The organism is Myxococcales bacterium, from assembly GCA_016720545.1.
Taxonomy (GTDB): Bacteria; Myxococcota_A; Polyangia; order Polyangiales; family Polyangiaceae; genus JAAFHV01.
This window is the reverse complement of record JADKKK010000020.1, coordinates 1-21,664: the sequence shown is the minus strand read 5'-3', so window position 1 is coordinate 21,664 and position 21,664 is coordinate 1. Positions and strand designations below refer to the sequence as shown.

Annotated in this window: 16 protein-coding genes; 6 read left to right on the top strand and 10 right to left on the bottom strand. The window is 73.2% G+C overall.

What is annotated here, in order from left to right:
• Positions 1 to 236: 236 nt before the first annotated feature.
• Both boxB and IPQ09_24920 read right to left on the bottom strand, forming a co-directional pair.
• Positions 237 to 1,661: a benzoyl-CoA 2,3-epoxidase subunit BoxB gene (gene boxB, locus IPQ09_24925; GenBank protein MBL0197413.1), complete on the bottom strand. Its 1,425-nt coding sequence runs from the start codon at positions 1,659 to 1,661 to the stop codon at positions 237 to 239.
• 8 nt (positions 1,662 to 1,669) lie between these two features.
• Positions 1,670 to 3,331, bottom strand: a complete 1,662-nt coding sequence (locus tag IPQ09_24920) for a benzoyl-CoA-dihydrodiol lyase (GenBank protein MBL0197412.1) — start codon at positions 3,329 to 3,331, stop codon at positions 1,670 to 1,672.
• Positions 3,332 to 3,476: 145 nt separating this feature from the next.
• On the opposite strand from IPQ09_24920, the gene IPQ09_24915 reads away from it, so the two are divergent.
• Both IPQ09_24915 and IPQ09_24910 read left to right on the top strand, forming a co-directional pair.
• A complete protein-coding gene (locus IPQ09_24915) occupies positions 3,477 to 4,289 on the top strand; it encodes a helix-turn-helix domain-containing protein (GenBank protein MBL0197411.1) in 813 nt (270 codons plus the stop codon).
• Positions 4,290 to 4,352: 63 nt separating this feature from the next.
• Positions 4,353 to 5,888 (top strand): 3,4-dehydroadipyl-CoA semialdehyde dehydrogenase, encoded by a 1,536-nt coding sequence (locus tag IPQ09_24910; GenBank protein MBL0197410.1) that lies wholly within the window; start codon positions 4,353 to 4,355, stop codon positions 5,886 to 5,888.
• A 9-nt stretch (positions 5,889 to 5,897) separates the two neighbouring features.
• On the opposite strand, the gene IPQ09_24905 is transcribed toward IPQ09_24910, so the two are convergent.
• The 8 genes from IPQ09_24905 to IPQ09_24870 form a co-directional block, all read right to left on the bottom strand.
• Positions 5,898 to 6,662, bottom strand: coding sequence for a hypothetical protein (locus IPQ09_24905; GenBank protein ID MBL0197409.1), 765 nt, complete (start codon positions 6,660 to 6,662; stop codon positions 5,898 to 5,900).
• Between the two features lie 171 nt (positions 6,663 to 6,833).
• Positions 6,834 to 8,723 (bottom strand): methyltransferase domain-containing protein, encoded by a 1,890-nt coding sequence (locus IPQ09_24900; protein ID MBL0197408.1) that lies wholly within the window; start codon positions 8,721 to 8,723, stop codon positions 6,834 to 6,836.
• Positions 8,720 to 9,550 (bottom strand): phosphatidylserine decarboxylase, encoded by an 831-nt coding sequence (gene psd, locus IPQ09_24895; GenBank protein MBL0197407.1) that lies wholly within the window; start codon positions 9,548 to 9,550, stop codon positions 8,720 to 8,722. Before psd ends, IPQ09_24900 begins: the two co-directional genes overlap by 4 nt.
• Positions 9,551 to 9,649: 99 nt before the next feature.
• The gene (locus tag IPQ09_24890) at positions 9,650 to 11,269 is read right to left on the bottom strand and encodes a hypothetical protein (protein ID MBL0197406.1); all 1,620 of its coding nucleotides are present in this window, start codon (positions 11,267 to 11,269) and stop codon (positions 9,650 to 9,652) included.
• Entirely contained in the window at positions 11,266 to 14,046 is a 2,781-nt protein-coding gene (locus IPQ09_24885; protein ID MBL0197405.1) for a DUF4175 domain-containing protein, read from the bottom strand. The genes IPQ09_24890 and IPQ09_24885 overlap by 4 nt, the downstream gene beginning before the upstream one ends.
• Positions 14,047 to 14,237: 191 nt before the next feature.
• Complete coding sequence (locus tag IPQ09_24880; GenBank protein MBL0197404.1) at positions 14,238 to 15,899, bottom strand: serine/threonine protein kinase; 1,662 nt, start codon at positions 15,897 to 15,899, stop codon at positions 14,238 to 14,240.
• 219 nt (positions 15,900 to 16,118) lie between these two features.
• Positions 16,119 to 16,889 carry a hypothetical protein gene (locus tag IPQ09_24875; GenBank protein ID MBL0197403.1) on the bottom strand — a complete coding sequence of 257 codons (771 nt, stop codon included), beginning with the start codon at positions 16,887 to 16,889 and terminating at the stop codon, positions 16,119 to 16,121.
• Between the two features lie 79 nt (positions 16,890 to 16,968).
• Positions 16,969 to 17,217: a hypothetical protein gene (locus IPQ09_24870; GenBank protein ID MBL0197402.1), complete on the bottom strand. Its 249-nt coding sequence runs from the start codon at positions 17,215 to 17,217 to the stop codon at positions 16,969 to 16,971.
• A 184-nt stretch (positions 17,218 to 17,401) separates the two neighbouring features.
• Between IPQ09_24870 and IPQ09_24865 the strand changes: the two genes are divergently transcribed.
• The 4 genes from IPQ09_24865 to IPQ09_24850 form a co-directional block, all read left to right on the top strand.
• The gene (locus IPQ09_24865) at positions 17,402 to 17,818 is read left to right on the top strand and encodes an Rrf2 family transcriptional regulator (protein ID MBL0197401.1); all 417 of its coding nucleotides are present in this window, start codon (positions 17,402 to 17,404) and stop codon (positions 17,816 to 17,818) included.
• Positions 17,819 to 20,119: 2,301 nt separating this feature from the next.
• Entirely contained in the window at positions 20,120 to 20,281 is a 162-nt protein-coding gene (locus IPQ09_24860) for a hypothetical protein (GenBank protein ID MBL0197400.1), read from the top strand.
• 354 nt (positions 20,282 to 20,635) lie between these two features.
• A complete protein-coding gene (locus tag IPQ09_24855) occupies positions 20,636 to 20,791 on the top strand; it encodes a hypothetical protein (protein ID MBL0197399.1) in 156 nt (51 codons plus the stop codon).
• Positions 20,792 to 21,453: 662 nt separating this feature from the next.
• The coding region (locus IPQ09_24850; GenBank protein ID MBL0197398.1) for a hypothetical protein at positions 21,454 to 21,664 on the top strand (211 nt) is incomplete at its 3' end.

Below are 21,664 nucleotides of genomic sequence, written 5' to 3'. Positions count from 1 at the left end.
TGCCGAGCAGGGAATGCCCTCCTCGCGAAGAGAGGGACTCGGCAGGCCGTTGGTTCACTCCCGTCGGCCCGCCGCGGCCTCTCGCCCGCGCGCGCTGCGGTCCTGAGGTGCGTGCTCACGGAGACGAGGCTCCGCGCGCTCCTTGGCGGGCCGGGCGCGGACGACGAGGGACCTCGGCCCGTAGATCGCGCCTTGCCCGATGCCGCGCGGGCCTCGGTCCGTAAATCAACAGGCTGCTAGGCGTGGCGGACGTACTCGAAGTCGACCGGGCGGCCCTTGATTCCGTGCTTCGGCGCGGCGATCCAGTGGGCCATCTGCGTGGGATCGAACACCGGCTTCTGCATGAGGCTCTTGACGAACGCCTTGTCGGCCTCGGTCGGGAGCCACTCGGCCTTCCGCGCCTCGAACTCGTCCTTCGACAGCACCTTCCCGGTGGGATCGCAGCTCACGTCGGCCGCGAGCCCGACGTGTCGGAAGAAGCGCCGGTGCGGGAGCTTGAGCTCGAAGGACACGCCGGCGGCCGCGATCGTGCGGTTCCATTTGTCGACGCCGCGCTGGCAGTCCTCCACGTACTCGTCGCGGAGGACCTCGTTCATCGCGTTGCGGAGCGGGATGTGCTCGCGAGCGAGCTTGCCGTCGCGCACGACCTCCATGTCGTAGAACGCGTCGAGGGCGACGTGGTCCTCGTAGCGCTCCTCCTTCGCTCGGCCCTTCAGGCCCGCGGCGAAGAAGCTCGCCGCGTTCGACGAGACCTCACCGCCGAACAGGTCGAGCGAGAGGGCGTACCAGAGGTTCAGGTAGCGCTGGATGAGCGGCAGGTCGAGGAGGCCCTGCTTGCGCACGTCGTCCGGGTGCTCGAGGCCGAGCGCCTTCATCTGCGTCGCCGTGCGCTCCACGACGCGGAGCACGCCGGTCTCGCCGACGAACATGTGGTGCGCCTCCTCCGTGAGCATGAAGCGCGTGGTGCGCGAAAGCGGGTCGAACGACGACTCCGACAGCGCGAGCAGCTGGTACTTCCCGTCGCGGTCGGTGAAGAACGTGAACATGAAGAACGAGAGCCAGTCGGAGCACGGCTCGTTGAACGCGCCGAGGATGCGGGGCTTGTCGGGATCGCCCGAGCGCCGCTCGAGGAGGGCGTCGGCCTCCTCGCGCCCGTCGCGCCCGAAGTACGACTGGAGCAGGTAGACCATCGCCCAGAGGTGGCGGCCCTCCTCCACGTTCACCTGGAACAAATTACGGAGATCATACACGGAGGGGCACGACTGCCCGAGGAGGCGCTGCTGCTCGACGCTGGCCGGCTCGGTGTCGCCCTGGGTCACGATGAGGCGCCGCAGCGCGTTCCGGTGCTCGCCGGGCACCTGCTGCCACACGGGCTGCCCCATGTTGTCGCCGAAGCCGATGCGGCGATCGGCGACGGGGTCGGCGAGGAAGATGCCCCAGCGGTATTCGGGCATTTTCACGTAGTCGAAGTGCGCCCACCCGTCGGAGGTGACCGAGATCGCCGTGCGCAAATAGACGTCGTCCTGTTGGAACCCCGCCGGGCCCATGTCGGTCCACCACGAGATGAAGTTCGGCTGCCACGCCTCGAGGGCGCGCTGCAGGCGCTTGTCGTCGCTGAGGTGGACGTTGTTGGGGATGCGCTCGTTGTTGACGTTCGACATGGTGCGCCTCAGGTCCGGTGAAAGTTGAACTCGGGCCGCTCGGGGCGTCCGTAGAGGGTGAGCGCGCCCTTCTCGCCCACGGCGTTGGGGCGCTGGAAGATCCAGTTCTGCCATGCGGAGAGGCGCGCGAAGATCTTGGTCTCCAGGGTCTCGGGGCCGCCGAAGCGCAGGTTCTGCTCCATGCCCGTCATCGCGTCGGGCGACATGGCCGCGCGCTCCTCGAAGGCGATGCGGAGCTCGTCGTCCCAGTCGAGGTCGTCGGGGGCGAACGTCACGAGGCCCGCCGCTAGCGCGTCGCTCGTGGCGAGCGGCGCCGTGGTCTCGAGCAGCCGAGGCACGGTCGCCGGCGCGCCGAGGAAGCGAGACTCGAGCCTCGAGAGGCCGTTGCCCATAGGGAAGAGGCCGCTCTGTGCACGTGTAATCTGCATGAACACGCCGTCCTCGTCTTTCATGAAGACGCGGTCGGACGCGAGGGCGAGCTCGAGGAGCACGCCGGCGAAGCAGGAGCCGGGCCCGGCCACGCAGAAGAGGCTCTTGGCCGTCATGTCGAGGCGCTTCAGCGCGCGCTTGACGAGGAGGCGCACCTCGCTCACGAGCCCGTCGCTCGCGTGCTCGAACAGCACGCGCTCGGCCGCCACCACGGCCTCCGCCGAGCCCTCGGTCTTCACCGCCACGACGCCGATCTCCGGCTCGTTGAAGCGGAGGTCGAGCAGCGCGTCGTCGAGCTCGCGGAACGCGCGCACGAGCCACGCGGCGTCGCCCTTCGCCGCGAGCTCGGCGGGCGTCGTGGGCTCACCGCCGCGGGGCGCCCGCACGGTGAGCTCGGCGGTGCGCGCGGCGCGATCGAGCGCCACCGTCACGTACGTGTACTCGGTGCCATCGGCGCTTCGCGTGGGCGCGAGCGGCCCGAGCTTCATCGGCTGCGCGGGCCGGCGCGTGGAGCGCGCGACGAGCGCCTTCACCCGTCGCACGACCGCCTCGTCGAACTTCGCGCGGGGCGGCGCCTCGTCCACGAGACCCCACTGCACGGCGCGCTTGCCCCGCACGCCCTCGGCGACGGTGGAGAACGCGTCGGCCAGATCCCGCCGGATCTTGCGCTTGTCGGTGAGGCGCGTGAGCCCGCCCGTGCCCGGCAGCACCGCGAGGAGCGGCGCCTCCGGGTAGCTCACCGCCGACGAGCCGTCCTCGACGAGCACGATCTCGTCGCACGCGATGGCGAGCTCGTAGCCCCCACCGGACGCGGTGCCGTTCAGCGCGGCGAGCGTCGGCACACCGCCCTCGGTCGACAGCTCCTCGAGGCCGAGCCGGGTCTCGTTCGTGTACTTGCAGAAGTTCACCTTGAACGCGTGGGTCGAGCTGCCCAGCATGTAGATGTTCGCCCCCGAGCAGAAGATGCGGTCCTTCGCGCTCGAGAACACCACGGCCCGCACCTCCGGGTGCTCGAAGCGCACCCGGTTCACCGCGTCGGCGAGCTCGATGTCGACGCCGAGGTCGTACGAGTTCAGCTTCAGCGGGTAGCCCGGTCGGAGCCCGCCCTCTTCCTTGATGTCGAGCGCGATCTGCGCGACGTCGCCGCCGTACACGGCGGGAAACGAGAGCACCACGTGGCGGTAGCTGTCGGGGTGGGTCTCGAAACGAACGGGCGGGTGCGTTGCAGCGTCGTGCGCCATGCGAGGTTCTTCGCACACGGCCCCAGACCGAGCAAGCGGTATACTGCATGAAGTCAACGGAATGGGCATTATAGTGCGCACGTTGCGCGGGCGCGCGTGTCGGAGCGCTGGTCGGGCCCTCGGGCGCGAACTACGCTCTCGCGCCATGCCCGCGAAGGCCCCCGAGGAGCGCGCCGCGTCGTCGCGCGCGCTGGCTGCGCTCGGCGCCGAGGTGCGCCGGCTGCGCCACGCCGAAGGCGCCACGCTGGCGGAGCTCGCGGCGCGCACGGGCCTCTCTGCGCGGTTCCTGGTCTCGCTCGAAGGGGGCCTCGGCAACATCTCGGTGGTGCGCCTGCTCGCCCTCGCGCGCGCCCTGGGGGTCCGCGCCGCCGAGCTCGTGGACGCCGCCGAGCTCGCCTCCGATCGGGGCCCGCGGGTGGTGTCGCTCGTGGGCCTCCGCGGCGCCGGGAAGACCACCGTCGGCGCGGCCCTCGCGCGCGCGCTGCGCGTCCCGTTCGTCGAGCTCGACGTGCGCATCGCCGAGCGCGCGGCGATGAGCCTCGGCATGGTCTTCGAGATGCACGGCGAGGCGTATTTTCGCAGGCTCGAGCGAGAGGTGCTCACCGATTTCCTCGCGGAGGGCCGCCCCGCGGTGCTCGCCACGGGCGGCTCCCTCGTGACCGCGCGAGACACCTACGCCACGCTGCGCCGGGAGACGCACACGGTGTGGCTCCGCGCGCGCGCAGAGGACCACTTTCGCCGCGTGGTGGCCCAGGGCGACGGGCGCCCCATGAAGGGGCGGGACGACGCGATGAACGAGCTCCGGGCGCTCCTGCGTGAGCGCGCTCCGCTGTACGGGGCCGCCGAGCTCACGGTCGACACCGCAGAGCGCGACGCGAGCGCCGTGACCGCGCTGCTCGTCGAGCGCTTCGCGGGCCTCCGCGCGGCGTCGGCGGCCCGCCCGCGCTCCGGTCGTTGACAGGCCACACACCCTTTGCTCTACCCACGCCATGACCGGATCCGCTTCGTATCTCTCCGGCGCGTGGACGTGTGGCCTCGGGCGGCGGGGCCGGGAGCGGCGCTCCTGAACCCTCCACCGAAGAGGTGGTCGCGACCGCGTCGACCGAGGGCCTCGATCTCGGCGCCGCGCTCGCCCACGCCCGCGACGAGGGCGGCCCGCGCCTCCGCGCGATGTCGTTCGCCGAGCGCGGCGAGGCTCCTCCGCGCGATGTCGAAGGCCATCTACTCGAAGCGCGACGAGCTCATCGGGCTCGCGATGACCAACGGCGGGAACACCCGGTCCGACGCAAAGTTCGACATCGACGGCGCCACGGGCACGCTCTCCTTTTACGCCGATCTCGGGAAAGAGCTGGGCGACGCCCACTTGCTGGCCGACGGCGACGGCGTACAGCTCGGGCGCAGCGCTCGGCTGTTTGGCGCGCACGTGTACACCCCGCGCCGCGGCGTCGCCGTGCACGTGAACGCGTTCAACTTCCCCGCCTGGGGCCTCGCGGAGAAGGCCGCCACCGCGCTGCTCGCGGGGATGCCTGTATTCTGCAAGCCCGCGACCAGCACGGCGCTCGTCGCACACCGCATCACCGAGCTGCTCGTCGAGTCGGGCGCGCTCCCCACCGGCGCGTTCTCGCTCCTCGCGGGCGGCGCGGGCGCGCTCACCTCGCACCTCGGGGCGCAAGACGTGCTCGCGTTCACCGGCGGCAGCAGCACCGCGCGCACGCTCCGCGCCGAGGCCTCGGTCGTCGAGCGCGGTGTGCGCCTGAACGTCGAGGCCGACAGCCTGAACGCAGCGGTCCTCGGGCCCGACGTCGAGCTCGGCTCCGATCTCGAGAACCTCTTCACGGCCGACGTCGCGCGCGACATCCAGCAGAAGACCGGGCAGAAGTGCACGGCCATTCGGCGCGTCTACGTGCCGCGCGAGCGCCTCGCCGAGATCGCCGATCTCCTCGCCGAGCGGCTCCGCGCCATCAAGGTCGGCGTGCCGACCCACGACGACGTGAACATGGGACCGCTGGCGACGCGGAGCCAGCTCCGCGACGTCCGCGAGGGCGCCAAGCGCATCCAGGCCGCCGCCAAGCTCGTCTTCGGCGATCCCGACCGGGTGGACGCGCTCGGCCGGGACGGCGACAAGGGGTTCTTCATGAGCCCCCTGCTCTTCGTGCACGGGGAGCCCAGCGTGGCGGACGTGGTCCACTCTCACGAGGTCTTCGGCCCCTGCGCGACCGTCATGCCGTACGACGGCACGGGTGAAGACGCCGCGCGCCTCGTCGCCGCGGGCGGCGGCGGGCTCGTCACCAGCGTCTACTCCGACGATCCGCGCTTCCTCGCCGCGGCCGTGGTCGGCTCGGCGGCCTTCAATGGGCGCGTGGTCATCGGCTCGAGCAAGGTCGCCTCCCAGGCGATCGCCCCAGGGCTCGTGATGCCGCACCTCCTCCACGGCGGCCCCGGTCGGGCCGGCGGCGGCGAGGAGCTAGGCGGGCGCCGCGGCCTCGCATTCTACATGCAGCGCACGGCCGTGCAGGGCGACCGGGCGCTCCTCGACGCGCTCACCGGCAAGCGCTGAGGTCCGCCCTCACGGGAGGCGTTCGGGCGCGGGCACGGGGAGGCCCGCGCGCACCTCTGCCACCACGGCGGCGGAGAGCGCGTCGTCGGCCCTCTCGCAGGCGCGGGTCACCGCGCCGCTGATGGCCCCTTTGCACTCGCGGCCACGGACCTGGTAGGCCGCCAGCACCTTCGGGCTCTTCAGCAGCGCGGTCTTGGTCGCGTCGGCGTAGAAGCGAAAGGGGAGTGGCGCGGCCTTTGGCTTCGGCGGGACCTTCTCCGTGACCTCGCCGTCGTCGAGCGTGTAGCAGTGCCCGTCCCAGCGCATGACGAGGTACCCGCCGCCGCTGCCTACCACCACGCCGCTCGTCGCGGCGGCCCGGCGGCGCAGCACGAGGACCTCCTCGTCGAAGAGCAGACGCGCCTTCGGGCTCGCGCCGCCGTCGGCGTTCCAGCCGTCCACGTCCCCGCGCATCGCGAGGCGTTTCCACGGCGTCCCCTTCGCGAAGAGCGCGAGGCCGACGTCGGGGAACGACCCGTCGCACAGGCGCTTCACGAAGCCCGGATCGGGCGCGCAGGGCGTGGCCGAGGGCGCGCAGCTCGAGGGCAGCGCCGCGCTCGGGGCCGTCGCGCTCGGGGCCGCGGCGCTCGGGGCCGCCTCGGCGGGCGCCGGCGGTGTGGGCGGCGCGGGCGGCGCGGACGGCGCGGGCGGCGCGGGCGGCGCCGGAGGTGGCGTGGAGGCGCAAGACGTGAGCGCCCCAAGGGTCGACAGGGCCCACACGAAGGCTCGGGACACAGAGGCGGGGCGAGCGGCATGCACGGGGTGACCGGCGGAGCGAGAGCGGAGCACAGCCCACCGTAGCGCCTCTCGCGCCAGCTGGGGCGACCACGGAGCGTGAGCCGCGCCACGGACCCCATGCGTGTAGAATGCACGCATAAGGGCGACCGGGCCGGGCCGACGTACCGCTCAGCGCTTCTCGGCGAGGATGATGATCGACGGCGCCTCGCCGCCGAAGAAGACGCCCGGGGTCTGGATGCGCCCCGAGACCTCGGCCACGCGGAACCCCGCGTCGTTCAGGAGCTTGCCGAGCTCGTGCAGCGAGTAAACGCGCACCGAGTATTCGATCTCCTTCGAACGCCCGTCGTCCATCATCATCGTGCGCTTCACCCGGAGGCGCGAGGTGATGAAGTCGAGGTGCACCTCGTCCATGCAGATGCACCCGTCGCCCTCGAACCAGACGAGCGACGGCACGTCGTGGGCGACGTAGTCGCGGTTGACCACCTCGAGCAGGAACTGCCCGCCCTTCTTCAGGGCGCGGTGCACGTTGCCGACCACCGTCGCGTTCTTCTCTTCCTCGAAGAACCCGAAGCTCGTCTGCCAGCAGTAGACCCCATCGAACGCGTCCTCGAAGGTCATCTCGCGCATGTCGCCCTGCACGAAGTTGAGCTTCTGGTTCCGCTCCTGGGCCTCGTCGGAGGCGCGCGCGAGCATCGCCAGCGACAGGTCGAAGCCGATCACCTGGTAGCCGCGCGCGGCGAGCTCGATCGCGTGCCGTCCGCTCCCGCACGCGAGATCGAGCACCGTGGCCCCCTTCGCGACGCCCAGGCTCTCCTCGATGAACGTGGCCTCGGCCGCGATCTCACGATCGGTCACGGACCCGGTGGTCCGCAGGTAGTCGTCGTTGAAGAGCTCCTCCCACCACGGCTTGCCTCGGCGCTTGCCGTCGAGCGCGCGCGGCTCCGAAGGCGGCGTCGCGGCGGGCGCGGTGGGGGTGGCGCCCACCCGGGGGCCGCCCTCGGCGAGCACCTGATGGAGCTTCGGCGTCGAGACGACCGAGACGGGCTGCGGCGCGGCCGGCGTGGGGAGGGCGGCCGGGGGCAGCGACTCCATGCCGACGCCCGCCGGGAGCGCCACGGCGAGCGGGGCGCTCAGGACGGGCACCGTGGGGAGCGCGGGCGCGGACGGCGGCGTCGCGGGCGTAGGCGGCGCCGCGGCGATCACGGGCAGCACGACCGGTGCGGGCGCGGCGGCGGGAATGATCGGCTGGGGGACAGCCTTCGCGCCCACGGCAGGCACCATCGAGGCGGTCGCCGGCTCGACGAGGAGCAGATCCTCGGGCTCGACCTCGGGCGGGTTCGATGGGACCTGCCAGTCTTCGTCTTCCTCGTCGGGCTCCAAGGGGATTTCCTCGACGTCGGCGGGGACCGACTGCGCCTCCGCCGGCGCCTTCGGGGCCACGGCCGGGAGCGCGGTGGCGGCAGGGGCGCCCTCCGCGCGTGGGGCGCTCGCCTCGCGGAGCTCGATCGCCGTCGGTTGCCACGGGGTCCAGCTGTCCTCTTCGGCGTCGTCCGCGAAGGGCCCCTCCTTGAGCTCCTCGAAGCGAGGCTCGTCGCCCAAAACGGGGGGCACCGAAGGGGAGGAAGGGTCGGGCTCGATCAGCAGGATCGACGCGGAAGCCATCGGGATTTCGCTGCTGTCGTCGGGGCCCGGCGGCGGGGGCGGCACAGTGTCCGAGGCGTCGCTTGGAGCGCCGCCCTCCGCCACGATCGCCGCTGCGAGATCGGGCTGGGTCGTCGGCTCGCGCTTCACCTCGGGCCTCGCGACCTCGTCGTCGGGGATTCGCAGCGTGAGCTTCGGGCGCACGCGCTCTTTCTTCTGCGAGTCGGCTTCCGCCTTCGCCGCCTCCGGGGTCTCCGACGCCGGGCGCGAGCCGCGCTCGGGCGCGCTCGCCTCGACGTCGTCGTCGAGCTCGACCGCCACCTCGACCTCTTCCAACGACGGCCGGCTGGCGGCTGGCGCTCGTGTCTCGTCCTTGAGGGCCGCGATTTCGACCGTCTCGTCGGGGTCGAAGCTCATGCGCCTGCCTCGGCGAGGGCTTGCCCCATCTTGATGGGGCCCTCCTGCGCGACGAACCTCGCGAAGCCCTTGGGCTCGAAGAACACCACGGCGGTGGAGCCAAGGTGGAACATACCGAGCTCCGCTCCTGCCTCGAGCTCGAGCGGCGCGTCGAGCGTGTGCGTGCCGTACGGCACGTCGCGGGCGTCGATGCCCGTCACCGTGATGCGCCCGACGACCATGGCCGCCACCATGACGACCGTGACGCGCCCGAACGACTCGGTCTCGATCGCGAGGGCGACCCGGCGGTTTCGGACGAACAGGTTCGGCACGTGGTCGAGCCCGATGGAGTTCACCGGGAAGTAGTCGCCCGGCATCGAGCGGACGCACACGAGCTTGCCCGCGGCGGGCGTGTGGACTCGGTGGTAGTCGCGCGGCGACAGGTACACGACACACCCGCCCCCCCCCACGTAGCGCCGGGCCTCGTCCCGATCGCCCACGAGCTCGTCGACCCGGTAGGGGCGGCCCTTCACGAGGTAGAGGGAGTCGGCGGTCACGACCCCGGGCGACTCCAGCCGGCCGTCGGCGGGGGAAACCCACGTGGCGCCGTCGGCCAGCGGTCGGGCGCCGTCACGCAGTCGGCGCGTAAAAAAATGGTCGAAGCTCGCCCACCGGTCGGGCGCCTCGCACTCCTCCAGGGCCACGTCGTAGGCACGGCAGTACGCGCCGAGCACCGCGCGCTCGAGTGGGCGCGGCCACTGCACGTCGGCGAGCTGCCCCATGAGGCGGGATATTCGCTCTCGCGGCATCACTCGCAAGAGCTGGGCGGAGGCATACGTGAGCTTCATCGGGGAGACTTCATCGGGGAGGCTTCATTCGCGCACCTCACGGCAGCTCACCGGGAAAGAGCGAGGGTCACCGATCCTAACCTTCGCCCGCCGCGCGGGTCAATCCGCCGAATCGCGGGGCGGCGCCGTGCGCGCCCCGTTGCAGAGCGGGTCGACGCCATTCACGCCGGCATCCGCGCCGGCCGGGGCCCCGCCTTTGGGGCGGCACGCGAGCTCCTTATCGAACGGATCCTCGCCGATCCCCTCGGCGAACGAGGACTCCGCGCCGGGCTCGTCCCCCTTCGCCCCGAGCACGCGCCCCCGGAGGGCCCACCACGGCGCGAAGCTGGAGGCGACGTCTCGCGGCTCGCGCACGAGCGGCCCGGCCTCGTCGAGGCGCTCGAGCGCTTCGAGGATCCGCCCGCGGAGCGCGCGCAGCGCCGGATCGTCGGCGGTTCCCTCGGCCCCGTCGACCCGATCGCCCCCTTCAAGCTCCGCCGCGGCCGCCGCGGCGTGCCCCTGCGCGAGCAGCAGCTCGGCGAGCCGCACGCGATCGCGGAGCGAGGTGCCCGGGTTAGCCTCGCGGGCCTCGCGAGGCCCTCTCGCCGGTGCGGGCTCCGGCGCGAGCTTCGGGAGCTGCGCTCGCCACTCCGCGTCCCACGCGGGGAGATCGCGCTGGGTGACGAACTTCAGCGCGTCATCGACGGACTGCCCGTTCTTCAGCGCGAGCAGCACCCTGGGGAGCGTGTCTTTGTCGCCCCGAGAGGCGAAATAACGAACGAAACTGGTCACTTCCGAGAACGCGACCTGGGCCGCCTCGGCGCTCGGCAGCATCGCGATGCTGGGCCCGAGCTTGTCGAGCGGCAGGTCGAGCTTCCGGGCGACGCCGCGGACGACGATGGCGTCCGCCGACGGGCGGTCGTCGAACGAGGACGGCGCGCGCCAGCGCACCTCCTGACGCTTCGCGAGCCCCTCCTGGAGCCAGAGCGGCGCGCGGTCGGCCGAGGCGCGGGTGATCGCGAGGTGCGTGAGCTCGTGGGCCACCGTGTCGCGCCAAGGGTAGCCGTGTCGCGCCGCCCGCGGACTGAGGAGCGTCACCTTGCCCCACTTCGCGACCGCCACGGTCCCGGTCGTGCGCGCCGCCTCGTAGGGCAGGCCCGTCATCGCCGAGAGCGAGAGGTGGTCTCTCACCACCACGAAGCGGGTAGGGCGGGGCCAGTCGACGCCGAGCTCCGCCGTGAGCATCGCGCGGGCGCGCTCGATCGTCTCGACGAGCAGCGGGAAGAGCGTGGCGTCGTGCTCGTCTTGGAACTTCACTTCGACGCCGCGGGCAGCGTCGGTGAGCACGACCACGCCGGCCGTGACTCGCGCGCACCCGCGCGCCACGTCGGCGAGGGCCCGCGCGTTCTCGTCCGCCTGCAGCTCGCGTCGCGCGAGGAGCGTCGTGGCGAGATCGCAGTCTCCCGTGAACACGGCCAGCCGGGCTCGGGCCGCGGCGATCTCGGGGACCTCGAGGTCGGCCCCCTCGAGCTCTTTGGCCGCGAGGTCGAGGTCGAGCCGCGTCGTGAGCTCGAACGCCGTCCGCGCCTGCGACGGCGCCAGCGAGGCCAGCGAGCGCGGGCCCTGCGGGGCAGAGACCCCGGGCGCCGGCGCCTCCGCGCGCACGCGCCGACCGCCCAGGCTGAGCGCGGACGCCGCGACGAGGAGGGCGAAGAGGAAGAGCCGCTGGGCGAAGGTCATCGGAGGAGGCCCTCGGCGTACCGTGTCACAGCGTCCCGCTGGCGGCCAGCGGCGGGCTGCCCCAGCCCTCGCAGCACCCGCTTCCTGAACTCCTCGGGTCCCTTGTGGGCGTCGGCCTTGGGGATCGGGGTCGCGCCGTCGGCGCCGCGCGGGTTGAGGTCGGCTTCCCCGTCGTCGTTCGAGGAGCCGAGCGCCCGCCGGGCGGCCTCGAGCTTCGCCTGGGCCTCGCGCTGGGCGCTCTGCCCGCGGTCCGCGTCGCCGTGCTTCAGCGCCTCTGCCGCCTCCCGCGCCGCGCGCGCGGCCTCGCGGAGTCCGTCGAGGGCCGGCTCGGGGAGCGCACCCTCCCCGTCGCCCTTCCCCCCAGTTTCTCCTTTCTTCAACAGATCCGTGGCCTTGTCCGAGAGCTGTCCCTCGGCGCTGCCGTGCTTGGCCAGATCCCCGCGCGCGCGCGCTTGGGCCCGCGCCTTCATCTGGGCCAGGCGATCCTCTGCCCACCGCAGCTCGGGGCCGAGCTTCCTCTGGGCCTCGTCGAGGAGCTCTTGGGAGGCGCCGCTGCGCATCAGTCCGCCGCGCGAGGCGAGGCGCTTCGCCTCCTCGAGGGCAGCCATCGCGCTCCGCCCGCCGGAGACGGCATCGGCCGGGCTGCCCTGCTCGAGCGACTGGGCCATCTGCTCGGCGAGCTCGCGGGAGGCCGCGCCCTTGCTCGTCCACGAGCCGCTCCCCCCGCCGACCGAGGGCAGGTCGCGCACCGCCTCGCGCACGGCGTCCGCGTGCTTCTTGGCCTCTTCCATGAGCGCCTTTCGGTCTTCTTCGGAGGCGCCCTCGGCGAGCGCCTGCTCGACCTTGCCCATGTTCTCCGCGTGCTCTGCCGCGAGGCGATCGAGCCCCTGCGCGGCCTCGTTGAAGGCGCGCTCCGCGTCGCTGCCCTCGCCCTTGCCACCCCCCGAGCCAGAGCCGTCGCCCTCGCCTTCGCCCTGGCCGGGCTGGCCGCTGGACTCGCCGCCTTCGCCCTTGCCACCGCCACCCCCGCGTGAGCCGAACGAGGGATCCGGCTGGCGGAGCCGGGCCGCCAGATCGCGCGCCGCGAGCTCGGCGTGGAGCAGGTCGGCCTCCTTGCGTGTGCGTGTCACGCGCAAGAGGCCCGCCGCCGTGATCTCGCCGAGATCCTGCCCGAGCCAGCCGAGCCGCTCGAGCTGGCGTTGGCCGCCACGGAGCACCGCCTCCGCCGCGTCCATTCGGGCGCCTTCGGCCGCCGCGCTCGCCGTCTTCGCGCGCGCCTGGGCCGCGCCGACCGAGAGGTCGTCGGCCACGTCGGCGAGCTCCTTCGCCGAGGTGCGCGCGTCGCGATGACCCAGGCCGCGGATCACCGCGTCGACGACGAGCGCCATCTGCTCGGTCGCGGCGCGCGCACCGCGTCTCGCCTCGGCGCTCTTCGAGGTGGCCTCCTTGCGCTCGGCCGCGACCACGCGGCGCTCGCTGGTGCGGAGTCTCGCCGACAGGCGGCTGCTGATCCTGAGCCCGGAGAACGACCCCCCGAGGACCTCGGAGAGCCGCTCGGCTGCCTTGCTCGACAGCTCGTGGAGGCGCGCGGCGTCGATCGCGTCCTGGCCGGCCTCTCCGTGGCGGAGGCGGTACGCGAGCGCGTCTACGTAGGCCCGCCGTACGGCCCGCAGCGCGTCGAGGCGCATCGCCTCCGGCTCGCCCACGTCGGGCGGCACCACCGTGAGGGCCTCGCTCTCGCCCCACTTCGGGCCGGTGATCGGGTCGTTGTCCTTCGCCGCGACCCTCACCTCCACCGGCACGTGGCTCCGCTTGAAGAAGGGATCGGTGGGCCGCAGCACGTGGCCGCCGCGATCGGTGCGCGTCTCGCCGTCGAGCCGTGACAGCACGCGCCGCTCCTCGCGCGCCCCGGCGCGCAGGACGAGGTGGACCTCCCGCAGGCCGTGGTCGTCTTCGGCATGGTAACGTATGGGAATTTCAACGGAATCTGCGTCTCGTGCGAGCGAGATTGTGCGCGGGGCGCCCTCGAGGGTGACCACGGGCGTGGCGTCGGGGATCGAGGTCACGCGCGTGTGCGCCGGCTCTTCGATCACCACGTCGCCGAACCGCGCGACCACTCGGAGCTCGGCGGTGTCGGCGAGCGACCAGCGGGCCACCACCGCGCCCGTGCCGTCGTCGACGAACGGGACCTCGACCTTGCCGTCGGTCATCGCGAGCCTGCGCCCGCTGTGGATGGGGGTGCCGCGAAAGGAGAGCAGCGTGCCGCGCGGCAGCTCGAGCTCCTCGCCGTAGGGCTCATGGCGCTCGCCGCGGTGGAGGTAGTCCGGCGCGCGCGCGGAGAGCTCCGGCTGCGCGAGCCACACGAGGTCGACGGGCGCGCGGCCCCCCCGGGCCACGAGCACGTCGGCGCCCTCGACGAGCCCCCACGGGTTCTGGGCGCACGAGCCCGCGGCGACCGCGACCACGAGCCCGGCGCCGACGCGGAAGCGGAACGCGAGCCGCCGCGCCCGCCCGACGACCTGGCCCTCGGGGATGGCCGCGAAGGCCCGCGCGACGTGGAGCTCGGCGAGCTCCCGGGAGGTGCCGTCGCGGGTCTCGAGCAACGTGAGCGCACGGCGGGCGCGCTCCGCCTCGGCCGGCGCCGCGGGGCGCACGATGTGGTTCAGGACCTCGCGGGGTCCGGAGGTCCGTCTGCGCGCGCGCACGTCGAGCGCGAGGAGCGCGGCGGCGAGCGCCACCAACGCGCCCAGCGCGCCGCTGCGCGGGCACCGTGCCACCCCGAGCGAGCAGCAGCCCCAGCACCAACGCGAGGGCGATCACCGCGTAGCGGAGGCGCGCGCGTGGGGCGGCGAGCTCCTCGCGGAAGGCGCGGAGGTGGGAAGCGAGCGCGTCGGGGAGCCCGGGCACGGAGGTGACGGTACCAGCCCCCGCGCGCGCGCGCCAAGCCGGCGAGCCCCCGCGCGCGACCTCAGTAGCCCGGGGGCCCCGAGGGGACGACGGGCCCCGACGGCGCCGGGCTCGGCGGGCCCGGCGGGCTCGGTTGCAGCGGGAACGCGGGCATCGGGAAGGGCGCGCTCGGCCACGCGGTCGGGAGCTGAAAGCTGGGGAGGGCCGTCGGGAGAGGCGGGAGGGCGAGCGAGGGCAGCGGGGGCGCGCTCGAGCTGCTGCTGGGGGACGGCGGCGCGCCGCTCGGTGTTGGCGGTGCGCCGCTCGCCTTCGGCGCCGCGGTCGCGGGGCCCGGCGGCGTCTGGAGGGGAGGGACGTTTCCCAGCGGCGGGGTGGTGAGCGGCCCGACCGGGTCCGTCACGCCCGGCGCGACGGTCGGGAGCGGGGGCACGACGCCGAGGCCGGGCGGCGGGGGCGCAGGGGTGGAGCCCGTGCCCGTCAGCACGACCGCGGCCGCGATCCCCGCGCCAAGGAGGAGCGAGCCCACGATCAGCCCGGGGATGAGGCGGGAGCTCCGCCGCCGCGCGGGTTCGGCGCGACGCCGGTCCGGAGGAGCGTGAGCGTAGGGAGCTTGTGCGCGAGGCGCGTGAGGCGCGTGAGGCGCGTGAGGCGCGTGAGGCGACGCGAGGACGGGCGCGAGCGCGGTCCCACGCGCCTCGGCCGGAGCCGCCCACGCCGCGTCGCCAGGGGGCGAGGAGGCGCGCGGGGCGGGTTGTGGAGGTGGCGCGGAGCCTTCGGTCGGTGCAGGGAGCGGGAGTGGCGCCCCCATCAACGTGCCCGTGCCCGCCTTCGCGGTGAGCTCCGCGAGTCGCGCGGAGGAGAGCGATCCGGCGCGCGCGTCCGCCGCGGCCTCGAGCGCGAGCCGCATCTCGGCGGCGGAGGCGAAGCGGAGCTCGCGACGGAACGCCATCGCTCGGTGCACGAGGCCGGCCAGCTCGGGCTTCACGCCCGGCGCGGCGCGCACGAGCGGCACCACCTCGCCGCGCTCGATCTTGAGCGCGATCACGCGGCCGTCGTCGCCGGACACCGGCCGCGCCCCCGCGAGCATCTCGTAGAGCATCACGCCGACCGCGTAGATGTCGGCCCGCGCGTCCACAGCGTCGGCGGAGTACGCCTGCTCGGGCGCCATGTACTCGGCGGTGCCCATCAGCACCCCGGCGACGGTGAGGTTTCGGCCCCCCGCGCCCTCTCGTCGGAGCTTCGCGATACCGAAGTCGATGAGCTTCAGCACCGGACGGTCGCCGACGTAGGTCACGAACACGTTCTCGGGCTTCAGGTCGCGGTGCACGACGCCGAGCGCGTGCGCGGCCTCGAGCGCGAGGAGGATCTGCCGCGTGTATTCGCAGGCGGTGGAGGCATCGAGGCGGCTCTGTCGATCGAGCATGTCCGCGAGCGACTCGCCCTCGAGCAGCTCGATCACCATGAACGCGACGCCGTCGGCGGTGCGCTCGACGTCGATCACGTGGGCCACGTTCTCGCTGCGGATCCGCGCGGCGACCATCGCCTCTTGCATGAAGCGTTCGATCAGCCCCTCGCGACGCGCCAGCTCGGCGTGGAGGATCTTCACGGCCACCCGCGTGCCGAGCACGAGGTGCTCCGCTTCGTAGACGGCGCCCATGCCGCCCTCGCCGAGCAAGCGCCCGAGCTTGTACTTCGAGGAGAGGACCTGCCCTGAGCCGACCACGGCAGCCCTTTAGCACACCCGGCGCGCGCGCCCGGCCCGAGCCCGAGCGCGGGCGCCGGCGCTCGCCGCTCTCGACGTCGGTCGTGGTCGTGTCCGTGGCCTGACCGAACGGCGATCGGCTCCGTGCGGACACTCCACGGCGGGGGCGAGGTCAAGCCAAGCGGGGTCGAGTCGAAGCTCCGGCCGCGCCGGCGCCACGCAGAAACCCCGCGGCCTCGTTCACGCCGCGTCGTGCAGCGGCGGGGGCAGGGAGGGGCTCGACCGCTTCTGGAGGACCGAGAACGCGGTCTCGGCGTCGTCGATCTGGGAGAACATCGGCACGAGCTCGTCGCCCGGCGGCTGCGCCTCGCCGAACGCGCCGCTCGCCGCCAGCGCGCGCGCGCGCGGGCCATCGAGCACGAGGAAGAGATCCTCGAGGCGGCGCATCGACGAGTCCGAGGGGGCGGTGATGACGTAGGCGATGCACCCCCGATCGAGGGACAGCTCCTCGTGGCCGCGGCGGATGAGCACTCGGCGGTTCGTGACGAAATACCGGGTGACCTTCGCGAGCTGCCCCGGTTTCACCCACGACGCGTAGGCGACCACGAGCGATGCGCCGACCGCGAGGAGCGCGCCGAGCGCCACCGAGCCCGCCAGCACGCCGAAGGTGGTGGCCGGGAGGACGTGGAGGCGGAGCACCCGGAGCAGCGCGGGGACCGACCGCATGAGGCCGCGCGCCGCCGCGAGGAAGAGCACCGCGGCGAGCGCGGAGGCGAGGGCGCGACGGACCGTCCAGCGCGCAGCCCGCGGCGTGCCGGACCACAGCACTCGCTCTCCGACGTCGAGGCGCTGGGCGAGAGGTCGTTCGCCGTCGCCGAGGGTGGCCGAGGGCATCACGCCGCGCACCGCCGCCCACACGCGATCGGGGCTCTCGAGATCGACGAGCACGAGCGTGAGCGTGCGGCGCAGCGCGCCGGTCGGGACGGCGCGTACAACGACCAGATCGCCCACGCCGGGCGCGCGAGGTTCCAGCGTATAATTGCGTAACTAATGGTGAATCTGTCGATCGTTCGGCGGAAGCGGCCGCGGCTCACGACCACGTGCCCTCGGTCACCTCGTAGGTGAGACCGGCGCGGTAGAGCCTCGGCCCCTGCCACAGCGCGAGCGCGGCGGTCGCGCACCAGGCTGCGCCCAGGAGCAGGCCCGCGTAGGTGGCGTGCAGCGCGAGGGCGGACACGATGGCGAACCCGACCAGCATGGCCGCGGCCGACGCGGCGGCGGCGGCGGCGGCGAGCAGGTAGGTCCGTGGGCGGGCACGACCTTGGGCCGACCCGACCACAGGATGGGTTCTCCGAAGAGGAGTCACGCGCCATGAGCCGGTGCCTCTCCCGGGCACTCCCTCGATTGTGGTGCCGCGCGAGCGCCGTGTAAAGCCCGGCTCGCGCAGCGGTAGTGTCGGGCGCGACGCGCTGCTAGAGACCGCCAGAGATTGCGTAGACCCGTCGAAGAGCGGACGCGACCCGGTGATCACGAAGACAAGCGAATATGCGCTCCGCGCAGTGGTACTTCTGACCGAGAACGAGGGCGCGCGCCTCACGCTCCAGGTGATCGCGCGCCACACGCAGGTACCGTCGAGCTATCTGTCGAAGGTGCTGCAAGGCCTCGTGCACCACGGCGTCGTCACCTCCGTCCGGGGTCCCGCCGGCGGCTTCGCGCTCGCGCGGCCGCCGTCCTGCATCACCGTGTACGATGTCGTACAGGCGGTCGACCCCATCCCGCGCATCACCTCGTGCCCGCTCGACCTGCCCGAGCACGCGCGGGCGCTCTGCCCGCTGCACCGTAAGCTCGACCAGGCCGCGGCGCTGCTCGAGAAGAGCTTCCGCGCCACGCCGCTCACTCAGCTACGCGAGCACGCCTCTCTCTCCGAGCGCGAGGACTGAGGCGGGAGGTCCTCGCGGGCGCCGCCGCCCTCGAGGGCGGCGCGGTCGACCAGCTCGAGTCCCTCCGAGGTGCGGCGCACCACGCCCACGCGCTCGAGGCGCCGGAGCTCACGGCACACCGACTCGTGGCGGATGGCCAGCAGCGCCGAGCTCTCGCTGGCGCAGTCGCCGGGGAGAAGGTCGAGCTTCCGCGGCGCGGAGAGGCCGTCGGCGAGAGGCGCGAGAGGAGGCGGCTACGCGCTCGCCGTGGGGCGCCCCGCGCGTCGGCGAGGCGCTCCATCCGCGCGAGCGCGGCCTGCTGGAGCCAGAGCAGCTCGCGGGCGAGGCCCGCCCCATCGGGCCCGGCGAGGCCTTCCTCGAGTCGCGCGGTGGGCACGCGCAGAGCAGCGCGGGCCCCGCGGCGAACGCCGTGACGCCCGGGCGGTGAGCGAACGGCGAGCGCAGAGCCGGGCCCGACGACGTCGATCACCGTGGCGCGCCCGTCGCGTCCACGGCCTCCTTTGACGATGATGCCACGCCGCACGAGCGTGAGCCCCGAGCCCGCGAGCAGGTCCGCCGGCACCGTGGCGCGGGCGACCAGGGCGCAGGAGTAGAATGGGCACGCCAGGCGCCCCCCCGGCAGCGCGTCGAGCAGCGAGGTCGCGCCGGGACAGTCGGGGCACCGCGTGCCGCGTTCGCGGCTGGTCAGCGTCCACGACCGCGGCGGACGATGGCCGCTCCACAGCGCTTGCTCCTCCATGGCTCTCCTGGCGCCGCGCGTGCCCACGCGTCGGCTTCGCGAGAAGCTACCGGTCCCGCGGGCGGCGCTCGTGCGAAACGTCAAGTCCCATCGGGGGGCGACCCCTCTCCACCCGGGTCGCTACGCTTGCGCGATGGAGGCCCCCCGCGAAGCGCCTCGCGTACACCCTGCGCGAGCGCGCCCTCGAGCGCTCGCTCATCTTCAATTTCTTGGTCTCGGCCTGGCGATGCTCTCGATGGCCGCGCTCCTCCTCCCGACCCTGCCGGGCGGCACGGCGACCTCCGGGGCGGCCCGCATGGCGACGATCGCGGCGCACCGTGGCGCTTTCGCCTCGGCTGGCCCGTGGCAGCTCTGCGCCGTCGCCGATCCCCCATGGCGTTGGCGATGGTGGCGCGTGCGCTTGCTCACCGAGCGCGGCGTCATGGAGCGTGCTCGCGCTCACGCTCGTCGCCGTCGCGCCGGACCAATACGCGCAGGCGGTGTGGTCACTCGCGGGGTCACCTCGCGGCCGCCGATCCGGAGGGGTACCTCGCGCTCGAGCGCGCGCTCTTCCCTTTCACCGCCGGCTGGGGCGCGCTCTTCTACACCGCTCGGGGCGCTGGGGTGGACGGTGCTTCGCGCGCGCGGGCACGTGGTCGCGCGCTCACGCTCCCCCAGCGGCCCAACGTGGGCGACGATGGCTGTCGCGCTGGGCGGCGCTGCTCCTCCCGGCGTGCGGCCAGGCCCCGTGTTCGTGTCCGCGGCGAACGGGCTGGGTTCACGATGCAGCTCCCGGTGTGGCTCGGCTCGTGACCGAGGCGGTGCTCCTCGCGCCCGTCCGCATCACGCCACGGGGAGGCGCGCGCCGTGGAGCCACCCCGACCCCGGGCTCTTCCGGTCGCCCTCGTCGGACTTCGTCCAACAGCCGCCTCGGTTCTCGGGCGCGCTCGTCGAGCCCGCTCCGCCGAGGTGCCCGAGATGCGGAGCTAGATCCGAGACGTGGTCTGCCGTGGAACTACCTCGTTCCGGTTGCGGCGGTCGAGGGGGCACCTCGTGCCCTGAAGGGCTTGTCTCGAGCGCCTCGGGCCGGACGGGAGGTACGCCTTTCACCTTCCGATTCTTCTTCACGGGCACTTCGGCTTCGCGTTCCTGGGGCCGTTCTGGAGGCTCTCCCGTCTCCCGTGCAGACCAACTGGCGTGTCCACGTGCGCATCCGCATCGGGGCACGACGGATCGCGTTCGTGACGAACGCGATCCGAGCGTGGTGCCTGCGCTGGGCGCGAGGCTGCTCTACCGAGGGGATGCTGATGCACGTCCTCGAGCGCGCGGAGGTGACGCGCGCGGAGGACGGCGCGATCACGGTCTCGCCCGCCCGGCGCGGCTCCGCGCCCGACGCGTCGCCGAGCTGCGCTTCTCCGGCCTCGCCCTGCGCCGCACGTCCTCACGGGCGCGTGGGCCGAGTGCTGGTCGAGCTGACGCGTTCCTCGCGTACTGCGTGCTCAAAGATCGCGCGATGTCGAGCCAGTTGCTCCGCGGGCGCATCTCGCGCCAGGGGAGATATCGACCTCGCATTTCCCCACGGCGTGCTGCTCCCGGAGTGGCACCGTGGTCTCGCGCGCGGCCAGGGCGCGCCTGGGCGACGCGGCGCGCCGCTCTGCTTTCACGTCGACCGCGTGAGCTTCTCGTTCTCGGTGGAGGCGCACGACCCAGGCCCTGACGCTGCCAAGGAGGCCCTCCATGACTAGAGCGCCGAACCGCTCGATCCGGTCGGTTTTTCGCCGATTTACGCTTCGCCGTGCTCCGTGGCTCCTGCTCGCCCAAGCGCCGCGCTGGGTGAACCACCCACACGTGCAAGGTCGCCGTCGCGCTCGGCGTGCTCGTGCTCGTCGGGTGCGGTGCGCGCACGGGGACACGCCCCGACTGCGCGGAGCTTCAGGCCGAAGCGCTCGCCTTGATCGAACCACAGCGCGCCTGCACGGTCGACGCCGACTGCGTACTGTTCACGTCGCCGCTCACGTGCAAGGGCCAGGGCGTCCCGGCGTCGGGACCGACACCACGGCGCTCGGAGGCCCTAAGGCGTCTCGGCACTCACCGCGTGCGTGACCGCGTCCCGAGGTTGTGAGGCCTGCGCGAAGCCGGCCTACCGGTGCAAGCTGGACTATGTCGTCGCGGGCCGGGCGTGCAGCGGGGGTCGCTGCGTGAGCGACGTGGACGACTACGCGCACACGCTGCGGGCGGCGTCGGGAGGCCGCTGAGGCGCCGCTGCCTCTCGTGGTTATGGCGCTCGCGCGGCGCGAAACCCGTAGCGGTGCGTCACGAAGTGGAGCCTCGAGGAAGCTCTGCCTTCCGTGGCGCCCCACCAGCGAGAAGCGCACGCCGCGGGTGGCGTCCCAGTCTGGCAGCCTCCTCCGGGCCGCGGTGGGGAGCGGAGAGCGCGAGCCGCTCGCCGAAGGGAGAGCGCACCGCGAGCCCCGCGAGCACGAGCCACACGCTTACGGGGCCGCGTCCGCGCGACGCGGCGCTCGACGTGAGCGCCACGCAGACGATCCTCCTACCTCCGATGTGGTCACGCTCGAGCCGGAGGATGCCGGAGCACATGGCTCCAGGCATGGGGAACGCGGCGCTTCGCGAAGCGCGCTGCCGCGGGCAGTGGTGTACGCGACGGCCTGCATGACCTCGCCCGTGCCCGCGTAGGTGCGGGAGCACGGCGCGGCGTCGCGTCCGCGGTTTGCCTTCGGCGAGCCTGACGACGCGCGTGCGGATGTGCGCCTCGTGGACCGGCAGCGTCGAACTGGCCTGATCGCCCGCAGGATCGGGCGCACGTGAGCCGCCACAGGCGGGGAAGCGCCACTCGCTGCGCACGGTAGAGGCTTGTTGAAATGCAGGGTCCTCGAAGAAGGCCATTGGTGATCGCCGGGTGAACCTGCTCGGGCGCGAGGTCAGACCGGCGGTTCTCGGCGATGCGGTCAACGACGCACGCGGCGCCTTCGGCCTCGTCGCCCGCGCTGCCTGGTCTCGCGAGCGCAGCTGCTCGTCGAAGAAGGTCGCGCCCACCCGCAGGCCTCCTGAGAAGCGGCTCGTCGGCGGGCGCATCAGCCGGGACGACTGGAAGGCATGGCGCGCGCGGC